The organism is Bradyrhizobium xenonodulans, from assembly GCF_027594865.1.
GTDB lineage: Bacteria > Pseudomonadota > Alphaproteobacteria > Rhizobiales > Xanthobacteraceae > Bradyrhizobium > Bradyrhizobium xenonodulans.
Genome location: NZ_CP089391.1, coordinates 56,065 through 75,817 on the forward strand (window position 1 = coordinate 56,065; position 19,753 = coordinate 75,817).

Consider the following 19,753-nt stretch of genomic DNA (forward strand, 5'->3'; position numbering starts at 1 on the left):
GCAGGACGCTGATCACCCGCTTCGATCAACGTCCCGCAATCTTGCGCATGGTTTTTGTTTTTCGAACGCATCCTTCTTTCGAGAACCCATGAAAGAAGACCTCTATGTTCAATAAGCATTCCGTCGAGATCGACTGGGGTGGACGCCCCCTCAAGCTCGAAACCGGCAAGATCGCACGTCAGGCTGACGGCGCCGTCGTCGCCACCTATGGCGAGACCGTGGTGCTCGCCACCGTCGTCGCCGCGAAGGCGCCGCGCGAAGGCGTCGACTTCCTGCCGCTGACCGTCGACTACCAGGAGAAGACCTACGCAGCGGGCCGCATTCCCGGCGGCTATTTCAAGCGCGAGGGTCGTCCGACCGAGAAGGAGACATTGGTCTCCCGCCTGATCGACCGTCCGATCCGTCCGCTGTTCGTCGACGGCTGGCGCAACGAGACCCAGGTGATCGTCACCGTGCTGTCGCACGACATGGAGAACGACCCCGACATCGTGGCGCTGGTGGCGTCGTCGGCGGCGCTGACCCTGTCCGGCGCGCCCTTCAAGGGCCCGATCGGCGCCGCGCGCGTCGGCTTCGCCAATGACGAGTTCATCCTCAATCCGACGCTGGACGAGATGGTGGACACCCAGCTCGACCTGGTCGTCGCCGGCACCGCCGACGCCGTGCTGATGGTGGAATCGGAAGCCAAGGAACTGAACGAAGAGATCATGCTCGGCGCCGTGATGTTCGGTCACCGCCACTTCCAGCCGGTGATCAACGCGATCATCGAGCTCGCCGAGAAGGCCGCCAAGGAGCCGCGCGAAGTCACCGTCATCGACAATTCGGCGCTCGAGAAGGAAATGCTCGGCCTCGTCGAGCAGGAGCTGCGCGCCGCCTACGCCATTCCGGTCAAGCAGGATCGCTACGCGGCGGTCGGCAAGGTCAAGGAAAAGGTGATCGCCCATTACTTCCCCGAAGGGCAGGAGCCGAAATACGACAAGCTGCGCGTCGCCGGCGTGTTCAAGGAGCTCGAAGCCAAGATCGTTCGCTGGAACATCCTCGACACCGGCAAGCGCATCGACGGCCGCGACAGCAAGACCGTTCGCAACATCGTCGCCGAAGTCGGCGTGCTGCCCCGCGCCCACGGCTCGGCGCTGTTCACCCGCGGCGAGACCCAGGCGATGGTCGTGACCACGCTCGGCACCGGCGAGGACGAGCAGTACATCGACGCGCTGTCGGGAACGTACAAGGAGACGTTCCTGCTGCACTACAACTTCCCTCCCTATTCGGTCGGTGAGACCGGTCGCCTCGGCGGCACCAAGCGCCGCGAGATCGGCCACGGCAAGCTCGCCTGGCGCGCGATCCACCCGGTGCTGCCGCCGCACCACGAGTTCCCCTACACCACCCGCGTGGTGTCGGAGATCACCGAGTCGAACGGCTCGTCCTCGATGGCTTCGGTCTGCGGCGCCTCGCTCGCGCTGATGGATGCCGGCGTGCCTTTGAAGCGGCCGACCGCGGGCATCGCGATGGGCCTGATTCTCGAAGACAAGCGCTTTGCGGTTCTCTCGGACATCCTCGGTGACGAAGACCATCTCGGCGACATGGACTTCAAGGTCGCGGGTACCGAGCAGGGCATCACCTCGCTCCAGATGGACATCAAGATCGAGGGCATCACCGAGGAGATCATGAAGGTCGCGCTCGGTCAGGCCAAGGATGGCCGTATCCACATCCTCGGCGAGATGGCCAAGGCGCTCACCAACGCCCGCGCCGAGCTCGGCGAATACGCGCCGCGCATCGAGACCTTCAAGATCGCCACCGACAAGATCCGCGAAGTGATCGGCACCGGCGGCAAGGTGATCCGCGAGATCGTCGAGAAGACCGGCGCCAAGGTCAACATCGAGGACGACGGCACCGTGAAGGTCGCCTCCTCGGACGGCGAGGCGATGAAGGCCGCGATCAAGTGGATCAAGTCGATCGCGTCCGATCCGGAAGTCGGCCAGATCTACGACGGCACCGTCGTCAAGGTCATGGAGTTCGGCGCCTTCGTGAACTTCTTCGGCTCCAAGGACGGTCTCGTCCACATCAGCCAGCTCGCTTCGGCGCGCGTGCAGAAGACCTCCGACGTCGTCAAGGAAGGCGACAAGGTCAAGGTCAAGCTGCTCGGCTTCGACGATCGCGGCAAGACCCGCCTGTCGATGAAGGTCGTCGACCAGACCACCGGCGAAGACCTCGAAGGCAAGGGCGGCGAGGGCGAGAAGGCCCCGCGCGAAGCCGCCGGCGAGTAATCGCTCCGCGACATCAGAAACACGAAGGGCGGCCGAGAGGCCGCCCTTTTTGTTTGTGTTCGGATGCATCCGCCTGGCTCCTCACCTCTCCCGCCTGCGGGAGAGGTGCGGCAACTCACGCCGCGATGTCGTACCGGTCGAGGTTCATCACCTTGGTCCAGGCCTTGGCGAAGTCCTGCACGAACTTCTCCTTGGAATCCGAGGTCGCATAGACCTCGGCAAAGGCGCGGAGCTGCGAGTGTGCGCCGAAGATGAGATCGGCGCGCGTGCCTGTCCACTTCACCGCATTGGTCTTGCGGTCGCGGGCCTCATAGGTGCCGTCAGCCACTGCGGTCCACTGCGCGCTCATGTCGAGCAGGTTGACGAAGAAGTCGTTGCTCAGCGTTCCCACCTTGGAAGTGAGCACGCCGTGCTTCGACCCGTTCGCATTGGCACCGAGCACGCGCAGGCCGCCGACGAGCACGGTCAGTTCAGGTCCCGTGAGCTTCAGAAGCTGCGCGCGATCGACCAGCGCTTCCTCCTGCTGGAGGAACTGATGCTTCTTGCCGATATAGTTGCGGAAGCCATCGGCCCGCGGCTCGAGCGGTGCGAAGGACTCAGCGTCGGTCTGCTCCTGCGAAGCATCCATGCGGCCCGGCGTGAAGCCAACCTTGACGTCGACGCCGGCATCCTTCGCGGCCTTCTCGACCGCGGCGGTGCCGCCGAGGACGATGAGGTCGGCCAGCGAGACCTTCTTCGCGCCTGACGACGCGTTGAAGTCCTTCTGGATCGCTTCGAGCTTGCCGAGCACCTTGGAGAGCTGAGCCGGCTGGTTCACCTCCCAATCCTTCTGCGGGGCAAGGCGGATGCGCGCGCCATTGGCGCCGCCGCGCTTGTCCGAACCGCGGAACGTCGAGGCCGACGCCCAGGCTGTCGAGACCAGCTCGGAGACCGACAGACCTGAAGCCAGGATCTTGGTCTTCAGCGCCGCGATGTCCTGATCGCCGGCCAGCTCGTGATTCACGGCCGGAATCGGATCCTGCCAGATCAGCGTCTCCTTCGGCACCAGCGGGCCGAGATAGCGCTGGATCGGGCCCATGTCGCGATGGGTCAGCTTGAACCAGGCGCGGGCAAAGGCGTCCGCGAACAGAGCCGGGTTCTGAAGGAAGCGGCGCGAGATCTTCTCGTAGGCCGGATCGAAGCGCAGCGACAGGTCGGTCGTCAGCATCGTCGGCCGATGCTTCTTCGACTTGTCGAAGGCATCGGGAATGATCGCGTCGGCGCCCTTGGCCGTCCACTGGTTCGCGCCGCCCGGGCTCTTCGTCAGCTCCCATTCGAAGTTGAACAGGTTCTCGAAGAAGTTGTTGCTCCACTTCGTCGGCGTCGTCGTCCAGGTCACCTCGAGGCCGCTGGTGATGGAATCACCCGCCAGGCCCGAAGCGTGCTTGCTCTTCCAGCCGAGGCCCTGATCTTCCAGCGCACCCGCTTCCGGCTCCGGTCCGACCAGCGACGGATCACCCGCGCCATGGGTCTTGCCGAAAGAGTGGCCGCCGGCGATCAGCGCGACGGTCTCTTCGTCGTTCATCGCCATGCGGGCGAAGGTCTCGCGGATGTCCTTGGCCGCGGCGACCGGATCCGGCTTGCCGTTCGGACCTTCCGGATTGACGTAGATGAGTCCCATCTGCACGGCGCCCAGCGGCTCGGCGAGCTGGCGTTCGCCGCTGTAGCGCTCATCGCCGAGCCAGGTGCCCTCGGGACCCCAATACAGCTCTTCCGGCTCCCAGACGTCGGCGCGGCCACCGGCGAAACCGAAGGTCTTGAAGCCCATCGATTCCAGCGCGACGTTGCCCGCGAGCACCATCAAATCGGCCCAGGAAATCTTGCGGCCGTATTTCTGCTTGATCGGCCAGAGCAGACGGCGCGCCTTGTCGAGGTTGGCATTGTCGGGCCAGCTGTTGAGCGGCGCGAAACGCTGCTGACCGGCGCCGGCGCCACCGCGGCCGTCCGTGGTGCGATAGGTGCCTGCGCTGTGCCAGGCCATGCGGATCATGAGGCCGCCATAGTGACCGAAGTCGGCGGGCCACCATTCCTGCGAGTCCGTCATCAGGGCGGTCAGGTCCTTGATGACCGCATTCAGGTCGAGCGTCTTGAATTCCTTGGCGTAGTCGAACTCCTTGCCCATCGGATCGGACAGGGCAGAATTCTTGTGCAGCATCTCGATGCTGAGCTGGGTCGGCCACCAGTCGCGGTTCACGCGCGTGGGTTTTCCGCCCGTAAACGGGCACTTCGAAGAGTCGTCCATGAATACCTCCTCTGGCGGCGTCGAACTCGCGCCTTTTGACCAGGTAGAACCACTCTAAGCGTCGCGTTCGATCAGGGGAAGTTGACTTTAATGATCGCTGCGATAGGATTTTCTGATGATCAACGTGACGCTGCGCCAGCTCCGGTATTTCGACGCGCTGGCGCGCCACGGCCATTTCGGCCGCGCGGCGGAGTCCTGCTCGATCTCGCAGCCGGCCTTGTCGATGCAGATCAAGGAGTTGGAGGAAGCGCTGGGCGGACTGCTGCTGGAGCGCAGCGCCCGGCAAGTCGCGCTGACCCGGTTCGGCGAGGAACTCTCCCAGCGCGTCCGCGACATTTTGCGATCGGTCGATGAGCTCGGCGATTTCGCCCGCGCCTCGCAGGACCGTTTCGCCGGGCGGCTTCGCATCGGCATGATCCCGACGATCGCACCGTATCTCCTGCCCAAGATCACCAAGAATCTGACGCGCTTGCATCCGGAGCTCGACATCCGCGTGCGCGAGACGATGACACCGCGGCTGATCCAGGAGCTGGTCGAAGGCCGGCTCGACACCGCCATCGTCGCACTGCCGGTGTCAGAGCCGTCGCTCACCGAGGTCGCGCTGTTCGACGAAAAGTTTTTGCTGGTGCGGCCGGGCTCCGACGAAGGCACGCCGGCGCCGTCGCGCGAGATGATGCGCGAGATGCGGCTGCTGCTGCTCGAGGAGGGGCACTGCTTCCGCGATCAGGCGCTGTCGTTCTGCAACATGCAATCGGCGCCGCCGCGCGAGATGCTGGATGCGAATTCGCTGTCGACGCTGGTCCAGATGGTCAGTGCTGGCATCGGCGTCACGCTCATCCCGGAGATGGCCGTGCCGGTGGAGACGCGATCGGCCTCGGTCTCGCTTTCGCGCTTCCGCGACCCCGAGCCTTCGCGCACCATCGGCATGGTCTGGCGCAAGACCAGCCCGCTGGCGCGCCAGCTTCTGCAAATCTCCGAAGTCGTGTGCCTGTCGGCCGGCAAGGTGCGCGCCCGGCCATCCGTGCGCAGCCCGCGGGCCTGAGGCCTTGATGCCCACCCCGATCATCCGCCCGGCCCGCGCGGACGAATATGACGAGGTCGGCCGCGTCTGGATGGAAAGCTGGGTCTCGACCGGACTTGGCGAAGCGAGCCCCTTCCTGCTGGCGAATTTGCGCGCGCGCATCAGGCGCGAGATCGAGGACGGCTGGAGCCTGTTCGTCGCCGACGACGACGGCACGATCGCCGCGATGCTGGCGCTGCATCTGCCAAAGCTCTATCTCGACATGCTGTTCGTCGCACCGGCCTATCAGGGTCGATCGCTCGGCCGGCAATTGCTCACCTTCACGCGCACGCAAATGCCGGACGAGATGTACCTGCGCTGCGTCCGCGAGAACGACAAAGCCTGGCGCTGGTACGAGCGCGAAGGTTTTGTGTTCGAGAAGGAGGAGATCGAACCGTCGAACGGGTTCATGATGAAATATTACAGGTGGAAGCGGCTGCGGCCCGCCGGATAGGCAGCGATGACCGGACGCAGCTTGCGGTTGTCATGCTCTCGACCTAGTGTGGCATGTCCGATGACGTCCCGCCTCTGATCCCCTGGAATCCATGTTTCGATTTGCTGCGTCGGCGCTCGTCCTGCTGTCCCTTCTGGCTCCAGCAGCAGCGCAAACCCCTCCCGCGACCACCACTCCCGCCGCACCACAGGCGAAACCGGCCGCCAAGAAAGCGGCGCCGAAAGCGAAACCAGTTGCGAAACAGCCGGCCGCGATCGAGAGCGGCCCGTGCCGGCTCGGCGTGATCTCGATGATCGGAGACCGCTACTCCGTACAGAAATTCGGCCTCACGATCTTCGAGAATGAGGCAAGCGATGTCCCGGTCGACTGGAGACTCGATGATCTCGTTTTCGCGCGTGTGCGCGCGGCAACGGGCGACGATCCCACGGTGCGAAGGATCACCTATCCCAAGGACGTTTTCGAGCCCTTCTATAATCCGAAAACGATCCTCATCCGGGATCCCGGAGAGCGTCTGCCAACGATTGTGCGGAGCTTCACGGCGAATGCGAACTGCGATCGCTATCTCGTCGCAACCACGTTCAAGGCGGAGCTGCCGAACACGCACATGACACTGAACGGCATCGGCACCTACAATCAAGGTCTCGGCAGCCTTCTCCGTCACTCGCACCTTTTCGCCAACATTGCGATCACGCTGATCGACGGTCGGAGCTACGAGGAGATCAAGCGTCCCTTTGTAAATTTCGGCGCGAACTTCGCCGCGGGCATGCGATTGACCGAAGACCCACTCAACAAGCTCGACAACTCGCTATTCCCTGATCCACCCGCGGCAGCTTCGACCAACGCGGCGCTGCGCGAGAGGACACGAGCACTCATCGTAGACAGGCTCGACCGGAGCCTGCCCGGCTACCTCAAGGAAGACTGAACCGACACTCCGAGTTCGGACGAGTCTGTCGTGCGGAGCGACTGCGCCGATTCGCTCGGAGTGCTTGAGCATCAAGACAAATTGACAAGATATCGCCGAAGCCCGGACCATCCGGTCTAGGCATAGTGCGTTGCCCCTCCGGTGCAAACACGCAATGAATGAGCCTTCGCCCGCTCATGCGATAGAAGGTTCCGCGCCATGATCAAGCTCTATTGGTCGCCCCGCTCGCGCTCGTTCACGACGCTCTGGCTGATGGAGGAGAGCGGCCTGCCCTATGAGCGTGTGCTGACCGACATCTCGACCGGCGCGCAGAAGGCGCCGGACTATCTGAAGATCAATCCGATGGGCAAGGTGCCCGCGCTCAGCGACGGTGATGCCGCGCTCGGCGAAGCCGCGGCGATTTGCGCCTACATCGCGGACCGCTACCCCGAGACGAAGCTGGCGCCTGATGTGACCGATCCGCGCCGTGCGCGCTATTTGCAATGGCTGTTCTTCTCGCCGGGCTGCATCGAGCCAGCCATCATCCAGATCTTCACCAAGATCGAGATTCCGACCTCGACCGCGGCCTGGGGCAGTGCGACGCAGGTCTTCGACGTGCTGGAAGCCGCGCTCGCGAAGGGACCGTGGATTCTCGGCGAGGAGTTTTCCGCCGCCGACATCACGATCGGCTCGGGGCTGAATTTCGCGGTGCGCCGGTTCAAGATGGTGCCGTCACGCCCGGCCTTCGATGCCTATCTGGCGCGCTGCCTGGCGCGGCCGGCGTTCCAGCGCGCGGAGACGATCGCGGCGGGCTGAAACAGCTCTCGTAGCTCTCGTAGGGTGAGCAAAGCGAAGCGTGCCCACGTCTTGTACCTATCAAGATTTCGGAGAGATGGTGGGCACGTCGCTTGCGCGCCTTTGCCCACCCAACGGCGTCCTATTCTTCCGTCTTCAAATCGTCCGGCCGCGGCATCAGGACGATATTGTAACCGGAATCGACATAGTGGATTTCGCCGGTCACGCCGCCGGAGAGATCCGACAGCAGATAGAGCGCCGAGCCGCCGAGTTCGTCGAGCGTGACGCCGCGGCGGAGCGGCGAATGTTTTTGCATGAAGGCGAACATCGCGCGGGCCTCGCCGATGCCGGAGCCGGCAAGCGTACGAATGGGGCCGGCGGAGATCGCGTTGACGCGGATGCCACGCGGTCCGAAATCGGAGGCGAGATAGCGCACCGAGGCTTCCAGCGCTGCCTTGGCCACGCCCATCACGTTGTAGTTCGGCATCGAGCGCTCCGAGGCGCCGAAGGTCAGCGTGATCATGCTGCCGCCCTCCGTCATCAGTTCGGCGGCGCGCTTTGCGACCTCCGTGAAGGAGAAGCAGGAAATCACCATCGTGCGCGAAAAGTTCTCGCGGCTGGTGTCGGCGTAGCGGCCCTTGAGCTCGTTCTTGTCGGCGAAACCGATCGCGTGGATGACGAAATCGAGCTTGCCCCATTTTTCACGCAGCGCATCGAAGGTGGCATCGACGCTGGCGATGTCCTCGACGTCGCAAGGCAGCACCAGGTCCACGCCGAGCTGCTCCGCCAGGGGCTTGACGCGCTTGCCGAGGGCCTCGCCCTGGAAGGTGAAGGCGAGCTCGGCGCCATGGGCATGCAGCGTCTTCGCCATGCCCCAGGCGATCGAATGATCATTGGCGATGCCCATGATCAGACCGCGCTTGCCTTTCATCAAACCTTCCATCTCAGGACCACCTTCCGCTTTTGTGCCGGCCCGACGCCTTCGGAGCCCAAGGTCAAAACGTGGATGGCCGGGGCAAGCCCGGCCATGACGAGAAAAATCAACGATGCGTCAACGACGCCGTCACACATCCAGCCGGCTGAACACCAGCGTGGCGTTGGTGCCGCCGAAGCCGAAGGAGTTCGACAGCACGGTGCCGATTTTGACGTTGTCGATGCGCTTGCGCACGATCGGCATGTCGGCAAACACGGGATCCAGCTCCTGGATGTGGGCGCTTTCGCAGATGAAACCGTTGTTCATCATCAGCAGCGAGTAGATCGCCTCCTGCACGCCGGTTGCGCCGAGCGAGTGACCGGTCAGCGCCTTGGTCGCCGAGATCGGCGGGCATTTCTCGCCGGCGCCGAACACCCTGCGAAGTGCGTCGATCTCCGGCGGATCGCCGGCCGGCGTCGAGGTCGCGTGCGGATTGATGTAGTCGACCTTGGTCTTCACCGTCGACATCGCCATGCGCATGCAGCGCTCGGCACCCTCACCGGAGGGCGCAACCATGTCGTAGCCGTCCGACGTCGCGCCGTAGCCGACGATCTCACCGTAGATGCGCGCGCCGCGCGCCTTGGCATGCTCGAGCTCTTCCAGCACCAGCACGCCGGCGCCGCCGGCAATGACGAAGCCGTCGCGGTTGACGTCGTAGGGACGCGAGGCCGTGGCGGGCGTGTCGTTGTATTTCGAGGACATCGCGCCCATGGCGTCGAACAGCACCGAGAGCGACCAGTCCAGCTCCTCGCAGCCGCCGGCGAAGATGACGTCCTGCTTGCCGATCTGGATCGTCTCATAGGCGTTGCCGACGCAGTGGTTCGACGTCGCGCAGGCCGAGGAGATCGAATAGTTCACGCCCTTGATCTTGAACCAGGTCGCGAGTGTCGCGGAGGCCGTGGACGACATCGCCTTCGGCACTGCAAACGGCCCGACGCGCTTCGGCCCCTTGGTGCGGGTGATGTCAGCGGCTTCGACGATGGTGCGGGCGGACGGGCCACCAGAGCCCATGATGATGCCGGTGCGGATGTTGGAGACTTCGTCGGGCGACAGACCGGAGTCCTGGATCGCCTGCTCCATCGCGATGTGATTCCACCCCGCCCCCTGGCCGAGGAAGCGCATCGCGCGCCGGTCGACGACCGTCGCAGGATCGATCGTCGGCGCACCTTGCACCTGCGAACGGAAGCCGAGCTCGGCATATTTCTCAGCCCGCGAAATGCCCGACTTCGCCTCGTGGAGGCTCGCAAGCACTTCCTGGGTGTTGTTTCCGATCGACGAGACAATGCCCATCCCGGTGACCACAACCCGCCTCATGACAGCCTCGCCTTAAATCGTTGTCTTTCTTGGTGTGATGCGCTCAGCCCAGGCTCACGCCCTGCTTGAACAGGCCGACCTTCAGGTCCTTGGCGCGATAGATAATCTGGTCATCGACCGAAAGCCATCCGTCGGCGATGCCGAGCACCAGCTTTGCCCGCATCACGCGCTTGATATCGACGTTGTACACAACCTTGCGGGCGTCGGGCAGCACCTGGCCGCTGAACTTCAGCTCGTTGAGACCAAGCGCGCGGCCGCGACCTTCGCCACCGCTCCAGCCCAGAAAGAAGCCGACCATTTGCCACAGCGCATCGAGGCCGAGGCAGCCGGGCATGACAGGATCGTTCTTGAAGTGGCAGCCGAAGAACCAGAGGTCGGGCTTCACATCGAGCTCGGCGCGCACCACACCCTTGCCGAACTCGCCGCCATTGTCGTTGATGTCCGTGATGCGGTCGAACATGAGCATCGGCGGCAGCGGCAGCTGGGCATTGCCCGGGCCGAACATCTCGCCGCGGGCACATGCCAGCAAATCTTCATATTCGTAACCGTTGCGCCTGTTCAGCATGCGGAAGCCTCTGTTCTAACCCCGATTGAGCGGCGTTTCTGGCAAAAATGGGCCCCGTTCTGTTCGGAAAGCAACGCCAATTGCCGTTGTCAGCAGGCGCGAATGCCGAGAGCCCGGATGGACCTGCGAACCCGGCCTCAATGCCCGGCCGCGCCACGATCGGCTTAGCGGAACCGCGCGCTCTCTAACACAGGCATTTCGGGTGGCAAAGCGATCTCATGAAGGTAAAATGACTGCGCCCTCGCCCGGTTCCATAGCTGATTAGAACCTCTCTAGTTGCGAGAAACTTGCATCTGCATCTATCTGTCCATATATTGCATGTTGATACAGTGTCCACGCGTGCCTGAAATCTGGAAATGAGCGAGAATACCGCGCCACATCACGACGACGACGTCCATGCCGCGGCCCTCCTGTCCGGCCGCCAGCCGGCTTTGACCGGCTGCCCGTGGCACGATGTCAACGAAATGCTCCAGTCCGCCGGGCTTCGTCCGACGCGCCAGCGCATGGCGCTCGGCTGGCTCCTGTTCGGCAAGGGTGCTCGCCACCTCACGGCTGAAATGCTGTACGAGGAAGCGACCCTCGCCAAGGTCCCGGTGTCGCTGGCGACCGTCTACAACACGCTGAACCAGCTCACCGACGCCGGCCTGCTGCGCCAGGTCAGCGTCGACGGCACCAAGACCTATTTCGACACCAACGTCACCACCCACCACCATTATTACCTTGAGAACAGCCACGAGCTGGTCGATATCGAGGATCCGCATCTGGCGCTGTCCAAGATGCCGGAGGTGCCGGAGGGTTACGAGATCGCCCGCATCGACATGGTCGTGCGCCTGCGCAAGAAGCGCTGAGCTCAATCCAAGGCTGCTAGTTTGTTCGTCATGGCCGGGCATAGCCGTCCGAAGGACGGCGTCGCTTGCGCTCCGCCTATGTCCCGGCCCATTGTCGTTTCAGGCCGTCAGTTGACCTGCTCGTCCGAGTACACGCCCCAGAGGCGCTCCTGCTGGATCCAGCCGTCAAAGCCATTGCCGGTGACGCGGCACCAGTTTGCAGTGCACTTCTTGACCTGAGTGACGACGCCGGCCTGGAGCTTGGCCGCAACCGCGCTGTCGAGATCGGCCCGGTCGTAGATCGGAGCCAGCTCGTCCTTGTGCTTCATGGTGACGACCGCGGTCCGGCGGCCCGACAGCAGCGAGTGATAGACCCAGCCCTCGGCGCCTTCGGAATCGCGCACCCGGCGCCAGTTCTCGAACTCGGCGGTGATTTCGACCGGCAGGCCGGCGCGGGTGTAGACCCAGGCCACGTCATTGTCCTTGGTCGGGCCGGCGCGGACGTTCACATGATCCGATTTGAGGCTGACATAGCGCGGCACGGGCAGGCCGCTGGCGGTCTGGGGGGTGCTGTCCTTCGCCGCGTGCGAGGGGCCGACCGAGGCGCTCAACCAGGTGCAAACGAGCGCCATCACCGAACAAAAACGCCCCAACACCATCAACCCGTCTCCTGTCGAGGACCCCGCCGAGCCGGATCCTCACCCCAAATTCCAAACCTGCCGCGAATCCCCTGACCCGCCCCACGCGGGTGTTCCCGAAGCCTTAGCCCGTGGTTCTTGTCTTGGCCCGGCCTTCTGCTAGAGAGGACGGACATCTGAACAACCAGTTTGGCCCGATTTTCCGGCCGGAAATGTCGGGAGAGCTTGAAGGAAACGCCGGGGACGACACGGCAAAGGCAGTGTCGAACAACCGGGTTAATGAGGCCTCAACGGCCGGCCTTTGGCGACAGAGGCGGCCTGCAACGCCTCATGAGGGCAGGACATGTCGGTGAAGAAAAAGCCCCTCGTCGTGGTGACGCGCAAGCTGCCGGACTCGATCGAGACCCGGATGCGTGAGCTGTTCGACGCGCGGATCAATCTCGACGACACGCCGATGTCGGCCGAGCAGATCGCGGAAGCCGCGCGCACGGCCGACGTGCTGGTTCCGACGGTCACCGACCACATCAGCGCCGATGTCGTGAACCAGCCGGATTGCAAGCTCCGCCTGATCGCCAATTTCGGCAACGGCGTCGACAATATCGACGTCGAGGCCGCGCATGCCCGCGGCATCACCGTCACCAACACGCCGAAAGTCCTGACCGAAGACACCGCCGACATGACCATGGCGCTGATCCTGGCCGTGCCGCGCCGGATGATCGAAGGCGCTTCGATCCTGACGGAAGGAAAGCCCTGGCCGGGCTGGTCGCCGACCTGGATGCTCGGCCACCGCATCGGCGGAAAACGCCTCGGCATCATCGGCATGGGCCGGATCGGCCAGGCGGTGGCACGCCGCGCCCGCGCCTTCGGCCTCCAGATCCACTATCACAACCGCCGTCCCGTCGCGCCGAAGATCGCGGAAGAGTTGGGCGCGACCTATTGGGAAAGCCTCGACCAGATGCTGGCGCGGATGGACATCATTTCCGTCAACTGTCCGCACACGCCGGCGACCTATCATCTGCTTTCGGCGCGACGGCTGAAGCTGATCCGCAAAGACGCCTACATCGTCAACACCGCGCGCGGCGAGGTCACCGACGAGGATACGCTGATCAAGCTGATCGAAGGCGGCGAGATCGGCGGCGCCGGGCTCGACGTCTACGAGCACGAGCCCGCGGTCAATCCGAAGCTGGTGCGGCTCGCCAAGGCCGGCAAGGTGACGCTGCTGCCGCATATGGGCTCGGCCACGATCGAGGGCCGCGTCGAGATGGGCGAGAAGGTGATCATCAACATCCGCACCTTCCTCGACGCGCACAAGCCGCCGGATCGCGTGCTGCCGAGCATGCTCTGATACGCTCTCCGTCCTCATCCTGAGGAGCCGCGAAGCGGCGTCTCGAAGGATGGCCACAGGCGAGAGCCGGGCCTTTCATGGTTCGAGACGGCGCTTCGCGCCTCCTCACCATGAGGGTCTGGTGTCTCAACGTACCGCGCGCTTGCGCCAGTTCGCGACGAAGTCGATGAAGGCCCGCAGCGCCGGCGGCACCTGGCGCCGGCTCGGATAATACAGGAACGGTCCGGGAAACGGTTCGCACCAGTCTTCCATCATGCTGACCAGCGCGCCGGATTTCACGGCTTCGCCGACATAACCATCGAGGCTTGCCCAGATACCGACGCCGGCGAGTGCGGCGTGCATGGCAAGGTTCATATTGGTCGAGATCAGCTTTGCCGGCGGATCGACCTTCATGATCTGGCCGGCCTTCTCGAACTCCCAATCGTGCATGACGCCGCTCGAGTAGCGCGCGCGGATGCAGTCATGGTCGAGCAGGTCCTTGGGATGCTTCGGCCGGCCGCGCCGCGCGATGTAATCGGGCGATGCGACGACAACATAACTCTGCGGGCCGCTCAGCGGGATCGCCACCATGTCCTGCGCGAGATGCTCGCCATAGCGCACGCCGGCGTCATAGCCCCCACTGACGATGTCGACGAAGCCGCTTTCGCTGACGATGTCGAGATCGACCTGCGGATGCGCGGCGAGGAACGGCCCGGCCATCGGCGCCAGCACGAGGTCGACCGCCGGCGGCGGTGCGTTGATCCGCAGCCGGCCCGAAGCGACCTCGCGCAAGCCGCGGACCTGATCCAGGGCGTCACCGACGTCCTGCAGCGCCGGCGCCACGCGGGACAGCAGCAGCTCGCCCGCCTCGGTCAGCGCGACGCTGCGGGTGGTGCGGTTCATCAGGCGGACGCCGAGGCGTTCCTCCAGGTCCCGTAACCGCTGGCTAAGGCTCGACACCGACACACGAATTTCCACCGCTGCGCGCCGGAAATTGCGGGTGCGGGCGACTGCTACGAAGGCGTCGAGGTCGCGTAGGTCGGGATCGGCCATTGTTCGCTAATGTGAACAAGGTATTCTGGATTGTCCAGCTTATGGGCGTAATCGGTCAGGCGCATATCTGGCCTCGTCAGGCGGCGGAGTCAGCCGCATTTTTCGAGGAGAGCCATCATGGAACAGCGCAAACTCGGTTCAACCGGCCCTACCGTCTCCACTCTTGGCCTCGGCTGCATGGGCATGTCCGAGGTCTATGGTCCCGCCGATCGCGGCGAGAGCATCGCCACGGTCCATGCCGCGCTCGATGCCGGCATCACACTGCTGGATACCGGCGATTTCTACGCCATGGGCCACAATGAAATGCTGGTGCACGAAGCGCTGAAGGATGTGCCGCGCGAAAAAGTGCAGATCAGCGTGAAGTTCGGCGCGCTGCGCGGCCCGGCCGGCGAGTTCGCCGGAATGGACACGAGGCCGGCTGCGACCAAGAACTTCCTCGCTTATTCGCTGCAGCGGCTCGGCACCGACTATATCGACATCTACCGTCCGGCGCGGCTCGATCCCAACGTTCCCATCGAGGAGACGATCGGCGGCATCGCCGATCTCGTGAAGGCCGGCTACGTCAGGCATATCGGCTTGTCCGAGGTCGGCTCCGACACCATCCGCCGCGCGCACGCCGTGCATCCGATCGCCGATCTCCAGATCGAGTATTCGCTGATCGAGCGCGGCATCGAACGCGACATTCTGAAAACCTGCCGCGAGCTCGGCATCGGCATCACCGCCTATGGCGTCCTGGCGCGCGGGCTGATCAGCGGCCATTGGTCGAAGGACTCCGGGAAGGTCGGCCGCGACTACCGGCTGATGACACCGCGTTTCCAGGGATCGAATCTCGACGCCAATCTCGCGCTGGTGGAGCAACTGCGCGCCATCGCTGCAGAGATCGGCGCAACGCCGGCGCAGGTCGCGATCGCCTGGGTGGCCGTGCAGGATAAGGAGATTGTTCCGCTGATCGGTGCCCGTACCCGCAACCGTCTCACCGAAGCGCTCGGCGCGACCAAGGTGACGCTGACGCAGGCTCATCTCGCAGCGCTGGCCAAAGCCTTTCCGCCGGATGTCGCCGCCGGCACGCGCTACGCCGCCGAGCAGATGGCGCATCTCGACAGCGAGAAGCCGGCCAGCGCGTAAGCGCTGCACTCAGGTGCGATGGGCGCTGAGGTCGGTGATCACAGGCCCGTCGCCATTAAGCGGGTTGGCGGGATCACGCGCGTAGCGCAGCGTCTCGAAGCGCATCGCGCGCGCGTCGATCATCAGGAGGCGGCCGACGAGGCCGTCGCCGAAGCCGACGATCTCGCGGATCGCCTCCAGCGCCATCATCGAGCCGAGCACGCCCGCGAGCGCACCCATGACGCCGGCCTCGGCGCAGGCCGGCACCGTGCCGGGCGGCGGCGCTTCCGGAAACAGACAGCGATAGGTCGGGTTGAATTCGCCGGCATCGTTCTTCTCATGCGCGCGAATGGTGGTGAGCGAGCCGTCGAAGGTGCCGAGCGCGGCCGTGATCAGCGGCCGCTTCGCGAAGAAGCAGGCGTCGGAGACCAGATAGCGCGTCGAGAAATTGTCGGAGCCGTCGAGCACGAGGTCGTAGTCGCCGATCAGGCCGAGCGCATTGTCGGCGTTGAGCCAGGTGGCGTGGCCGACGAAGCGGACATGCGGATTAAGCGCGGAGATCCGCTCGGCGGCGCTCTCGACCTTGTGCCGGCCGATATCGGGCGTCGTGTGGATCACCTGGCGCTGGAGGTTGGACAGCGAGACCACGTCGTCATCGACCACGCCGAGCGTGCCGACGCCGGCGGCCGCCAGATACATCAGAGCGGGCGCACCAAGGCCGCCGGCGCCGATCACCAGCACGGAGGCCCGCTTCAGCGCAGCCTGGCCCGGCCCGCCGACATCGCGCAGCACGATATGGCGGGCATAGCGTTCGAGTTCATCCGGGCTCAGCATCGTCGTCTGTTCCTCTCAACCCTCATGGTGAGGAGGCGCGAAGCGCCGTCTCGAACCATGAAGGCCCCGCTGCAGCAGCTCGGCCTTCATCCTTCGAGACGCCGCTTCGCGGCTCCTCAGGATGAGGGGCATCACCTGAACCACCCCAACATTGTTCGCGACCAACGAGATGTGCTTCAATGGCATTGCGTTCAATGGGCTGGCTGGATTTGTCATGAGATCGATGCTTGCGGCAACACTGATGTTTGCGGCTGCCACGGCTGCGAACGCCCAGATGACGACGCCGCCAATCCCGGGCACCAAGCCGAAGACGGTCCAGACCGTGCCGATCAAGCCGCCCGCCGTCCAGACCCCGTCGGAGACGGCCGACGGCATGACGCAAGGCGAGCGGCTGGCGCTCCAGTCTGATTTGGCCTGGGTCGGGCAGTATAACGGCGCCATCACCGGCGACGTCAGCGCGCGCATGGTCGAGGCCATCAAGGAATACCAGAAGAACAAGGGCGGCAAGCCGACCGGTGTGCTCAATCCGCAGGAGCGGGCCGCGCTCGCAGAGACTGCACGGCGCAAGCAGGACAGCGTCGGCTGGAAAATCGTGACCGAGATGACCAGCGGCGCGCGGCTTGGCATTCCCGGTAAGCTCGTGCCGCAGCAGGCGACCGATGCCAACGGCTCGAAATGGACCTCGCCGACCGGCACGGTGCAGGTGCTGCTCAGCCGCCGCAAGGAGGCGAACCCGACCACCGCCAAGCTCGCGGACGCCGAGAAGAAGGAGCCGAATCGCAAGGTCGACTACACCGTGGTGAAGCCCGACTTCTTCGTGCTGTCGGGACTCCAGGGCCTCAAGAAATTCTACGTGCGCGGCACCTTCAAGGGTGACGAAGTCCGGATCATGACGATCCTCTACGACCAGGCGACCGAGAACACGGTCGAGCCGGTCGTGATCGCGATGTCGAGCGCGTTCAATGCGTTTCCATCAGGACCGCAAGCCGGGCCGCCGCCGCGCAAGACCGTCGAATACGGCACCGGCATCGTCGTCAGCGACGATGGCGCGATCGTCACCGACCGCCTCGTCACAGACGGCTGCCTTGCGATCACGATCGCCGGCTTCGGCAGCGCCGACCGCCTCGCCGAAGACAAGGAGCACGATCTCGCGCTGCTGCACATCTACGGCGCACGCAGCCTGAAGCCGCTCAGCCTCACCGGCGGCGCGGCGAAAGCGAACGTCGATGTCGTCGGCATCGCCGATCCGCAGAGCCAGGGCGGCGCGGCCGGCGTGTCCAGCCTCAAAGGCGCGCTGGCATCGGTCACAGCGAGCGATTCCGCGCTATCGCCGTCGCCCGCGGTCGGCTTCTCCGGCAGTCCGGCCATCGACAGCGACGGCAAGTTCGCCGGCGTCGCGCTGCTGAAGCCGGCGATGGTCGCGGGACCGGCGACGTCGGTGCCGGCTTCGCAGGCGGTGATGGTGTCTGCGGACGCGGTGCGCGATTTCCTGAAGGCGAATGGTGTCGCCGCGAATGGCAGCTCAACGGATGCAAAGGCCGCAATCGTGCGCGTGATCTGCGTGCGGAAATAGCTCTCGCGTCTGGGCACGAGACCTAGCTCAGCCTGAACCTGATCCCACTCTTCGCAAGCCCTCCCGAAATCCCGACCGGCGTGCCGTCCGCGCGCCAGCAGGCGGCGCCGGTCATGGTGCCGTCGTCGTGGAAGGCGATGCCGTTCATGCCGCCGGCGACGGTCGCGACGGGCTGGACCTTGTGGCCAAGCGCCGCGAGTTTTACGCGCACGCTCTCCGGTACGTTCTGCTCGACTTCGAGCGCATTGCCCTCGGTCCAGACCCGCGGTGCCTCGACCGCTTCCTGCAAAGTCATGCCATGGTCGATCAGATTGACCAGCGCCTGCATCGCGCTCGGGAAGATGCGCTTGCCTCCGGGCAGACCGAGCGCGTAGCGCAGCTTGCCGCCATTGAGCGCCATCATCGGCGACATCGAGGTGGTCACGCGCTTGCCCGGTGCCAGCGACAGCGCATGGCCGGGACGCGGATCGAACAGGTTCATGTAGTTGTTGGCAATAGCGCCCAATCCCGGGATCATGATCTTGGCGCCGAACAGATTGTTGATGGTCTGCGTGGTCGCAACCACGTTGCCGAAGGCGTCGGCCGCCGTCATATGCGTGGTGTGCGCGCCTTCGAGCTGCGACACGCCGGCGCCCCAGGCCTGCGCCCGCGTCGGATCGATGGCGCGGCGGCGCTCTTCGGCGTAAGCCTTCGACGTCAGCTTCTCCACGGGCACGCCGACATACTCAGGATCGCCGCTGGCCGCGGCGCGATCGGCGAAGGCAATTTTGAGAACTTCGGCGAGATAGTGGATGGTCTCCGGTGTACCGAAGCCGAGGCGGCCCATGTCGTAGCCTTCCAGAATGTTCAGCATCTGCGCAATGTGCACGCCGGAGGCGGCAGGCGGCGGCGGGCCAAAGATGGTCCAGCCGCGATAATCGGCGCGGATCGGCTGCCGCTCGACGGTCTTGTAATTGGCGAGATCGTTGCGGCGGATGAAGCCGCCGGTCTTCTCCATGTAGTCGGCGAGGATGTCGCCGAGCGGTCCCTCGTAGAGCGCGGCCTCGCCGTGGTCTGCGATGGTGCGCAGGGTCTCGGCATATTCCGCCTGCACCACGCGCTCGCCGACTTTCAGCGGCTCGCCGCCAGGCAGATAGATCGCCGCGATCGGCTTGTCCTTGCGCATCTCGGCCGCGCACTCGCTGATGCATTCATGCAGGTACGGCGTCACCGCATAGCCGCGCGCGGCATGCTTGATGGCGGGCTGCATGACATCGGCGAGGCTCATCGTGCCGAATCTTTGCTGCGTCTCGCACCAGGCTTTCAGCGAGCCCGGCGTGGCGACCGCCTTCGCCCCGTTGAGATTCTCGTTACCGACAGTGTCGAACACGTCATGCGCCGAGCCCGGCTTCGACGTGTAGGTCGTGTCGCGCACCGCCGCGGGCACGGTGCTTTGGCCGTCGATGAAGCGGTGGCTGCCGTCGGCGAGCCTTATGTGGGCCATGCCGCCGCCGATGATGCCGACCATCATCGGCTCGACCACGGTCAGCGTGAATAGGGTTGCGATCGCGGCGTCGATGGCGTTGCCGCCGGCCGCCAGCATTTCAGCGCCGGCGCTGGAGGCCAGTGGATGATTGCTGACCACCATGCCGCGGCTCGAGACCGCCGGCATCTTCTGGCATTCAAAGGTGGTTGCCGTCCGGTCGCGCCAGTTTCCGCCCATGCCGCTCGTTCCTTTTGTTCACGGCGGCGAGCACATCATACGCACGATTACGGGTCCAGTAATGGTACGGATTAGCTGGCATTCCCGATTCTGC

General features: G+C 64.6%; 17 protein-coding genes. 9 read left to right on the forward strand and 8 right to left on the reverse strand.

Features of this window, described 5'->3' with window-relative positions; genetic code table 11:
* The first annotated feature begins 104 nt into the window (after positions 1 to 104).
* Positions 105 to 2,261: a polyribonucleotide nucleotidyltransferase gene (gene pnp, locus I3J27_RS00245; RefSeq protein WP_270164168.1), complete on the forward strand. Its 2,157-nt coding sequence runs from the start codon at positions 105 to 107 to the stop codon at positions 2,259 to 2,261.
* A gap of 115 nt (positions 2,262 to 2,376) precedes the next feature.
* Here the strand turns inward: pnp and katG are convergent, their stop codons facing one another.
* A complete protein-coding gene (gene katG, locus I3J27_RS00250) occupies positions 2,377 to 4,542 on the reverse strand; it encodes a catalase/peroxidase HPI (RefSeq protein WP_270164169.1) in 2,166 nt (721 codons plus the stop codon).
* Positions 4,543 to 4,657: 115 nt separating this feature from the next.
* Here katG and I3J27_RS00255 point away from each other — a divergent pair, with 115 nt between their 5' ends.
* The 4 genes from I3J27_RS00255 to I3J27_RS00270 all read left to right on the forward strand — a co-directional run bounded on the left by I3J27_RS00255 (position 4,658) and on the right by I3J27_RS00270 (position 7,773).
* On the forward strand, positions 4,658 to 5,584 hold the full coding sequence (locus I3J27_RS00255; RefSeq protein ID WP_270164170.1) for a hydrogen peroxide-inducible genes activator: 927 nt from the start codon (positions 4,658 to 4,660) through the stop codon (positions 5,582 to 5,584).
* Positions 5,585 to 5,591: 7 nt separating this feature from the next.
* The gene (locus tag I3J27_RS00260; RefSeq protein ID WP_270164171.1) at positions 5,592 to 6,056 is read left to right on the forward strand and encodes a GNAT family N-acetyltransferase; all 465 of its coding nucleotides are present in this window, start codon (positions 5,592 to 5,594) and stop codon (positions 6,054 to 6,056) included.
* Between the two features lie 289 nt (positions 6,057 to 6,345).
* On the forward strand, positions 6,346 to 6,978 hold the full coding sequence (locus tag I3J27_RS00265) for a hypothetical protein (protein WP_270172998.1): 633 nt from the start codon (positions 6,346 to 6,348) through the stop codon (positions 6,976 to 6,978).
* 198 nt (positions 6,979 to 7,176) lie between these two features.
* Complete coding sequence (locus tag I3J27_RS00270; RefSeq protein WP_270164172.1) at positions 7,177 to 7,773, forward strand: glutathione S-transferase family protein; 597 nt, start codon at positions 7,177 to 7,179, stop codon at positions 7,771 to 7,773.
* A 121-nt stretch (positions 7,774 to 7,894) separates the two neighbouring features.
* On the opposite strand, the gene fabI is transcribed toward I3J27_RS00270, so the two are convergent.
* The 3 genes from fabI to fabA form a co-directional block, all read right to left on the reverse strand.
* Positions 7,895 to 8,695: an enoyl-ACP reductase FabI gene (gene fabI / locus I3J27_RS00275; protein WP_270164173.1), complete on the reverse strand. Its 801-nt coding sequence runs from the start codon at positions 8,693 to 8,695 to the stop codon at positions 7,895 to 7,897.
* Positions 8,696 to 8,815: 120 nt separating this feature from the next.
* Positions 8,816 to 10,039: a beta-ketoacyl-ACP synthase I gene (gene fabB, locus I3J27_RS00280; RefSeq protein ID WP_270164174.1), complete on the reverse strand. Its 1,224-nt coding sequence runs from the start codon at positions 10,037 to 10,039 to the stop codon at positions 8,816 to 8,818.
* A gap of 43 nt (positions 10,040 to 10,082) precedes the next feature.
* Positions 10,083 to 10,604, reverse strand: coding sequence for a 3-hydroxyacyl-[acyl-carrier-protein] dehydratase FabA (gene fabA / locus I3J27_RS00285; RefSeq protein ID WP_270164175.1), 522 nt, complete (start codon positions 10,602 to 10,604; stop codon positions 10,083 to 10,085).
* A 356-nt stretch (positions 10,605 to 10,960) separates the two neighbouring features.
* Here fabA and irrA point away from each other — a divergent pair, with 356 nt between their 5' ends.
* Positions 10,961 to 11,452 (forward strand): iron response transcriptional regulator IrrA, encoded by a 492-nt coding sequence (irrA, locus tag I3J27_RS00290; protein ID WP_008131763.1) that lies wholly within the window; start codon positions 10,961 to 10,963, stop codon positions 11,450 to 11,452.
* 107 nt (positions 11,453 to 11,559) lie between these two features.
* Here the strand turns inward: irrA and I3J27_RS00295 are convergent, their stop codons facing one another.
* Positions 11,560 to 12,090, reverse strand: a complete 531-nt coding sequence (locus tag I3J27_RS00295; protein ID WP_270164176.1) for an SH3 domain-containing protein — start codon at positions 12,088 to 12,090, stop codon at positions 11,560 to 11,562.
* Between the two features lie 322 nt (positions 12,091 to 12,412).
* Here I3J27_RS00295 and I3J27_RS00300 point away from each other — a divergent pair, with 322 nt between their 5' ends.
* The gene (locus I3J27_RS00300; RefSeq protein WP_270164177.1) at positions 12,413 to 13,414 is read left to right on the forward strand and encodes a 2-hydroxyacid dehydrogenase; all 1,002 of its coding nucleotides are present in this window, start codon (positions 12,413 to 12,415) and stop codon (positions 13,412 to 13,414) included.
* A gap of 126 nt (positions 13,415 to 13,540) precedes the next feature.
* Here I3J27_RS00300 and I3J27_RS00305 read toward each other — a convergent pair whose 3' ends face one another.
* Positions 13,541 to 14,446 (reverse strand): LysR family transcriptional regulator, encoded by a 906-nt coding sequence (locus I3J27_RS00305; RefSeq protein ID WP_270164178.1) that lies wholly within the window; start codon positions 14,444 to 14,446, stop codon positions 13,541 to 13,543.
* Between the two features lie 117 nt (positions 14,447 to 14,563).
* Here I3J27_RS00305 and I3J27_RS00310 point away from each other — a divergent pair, with 117 nt between their 5' ends.
* Entirely contained in the window at positions 14,564 to 15,571 is a 1,008-nt protein-coding gene (locus I3J27_RS00310) for an aldo/keto reductase (RefSeq protein ID WP_270164179.1), read from the forward strand.
* A gap of 9 nt (positions 15,572 to 15,580) precedes the next feature.
* Here I3J27_RS00310 and I3J27_RS00315 read toward each other — a convergent pair whose 3' ends face one another.
* Complete coding sequence (locus I3J27_RS00315) at positions 15,581 to 16,384, reverse strand: HesA/MoeB/ThiF family protein (RefSeq protein ID WP_270164180.1); 804 nt, start codon at positions 16,382 to 16,384, stop codon at positions 15,581 to 15,583.
* Positions 16,385 to 16,598: 214 nt separating this feature from the next.
* On the opposite strand from I3J27_RS00315, the gene I3J27_RS00320 reads away from it, so the two are divergent.
* Positions 16,599 to 17,957 carry a serine protease gene (locus I3J27_RS00320; protein WP_270164181.1) on the forward strand — a complete coding sequence of 453 codons (1,359 nt, stop codon included), beginning with the start codon at positions 16,599 to 16,601 and terminating at the stop codon, positions 17,955 to 17,957.
* Between the two features lie 22 nt (positions 17,958 to 17,979).
* Here I3J27_RS00320 and ggt read toward each other — a convergent pair whose 3' ends face one another.
* Positions 17,980 to 19,659 (reverse strand): gamma-glutamyltransferase, encoded by a 1,680-nt coding sequence (ggt, locus tag I3J27_RS00325; RefSeq protein ID WP_270164182.1) that lies wholly within the window; start codon positions 19,657 to 19,659, stop codon positions 17,980 to 17,982.
* Between the last annotated feature and the right edge of the window lie 94 nt (positions 19,660 to 19,753).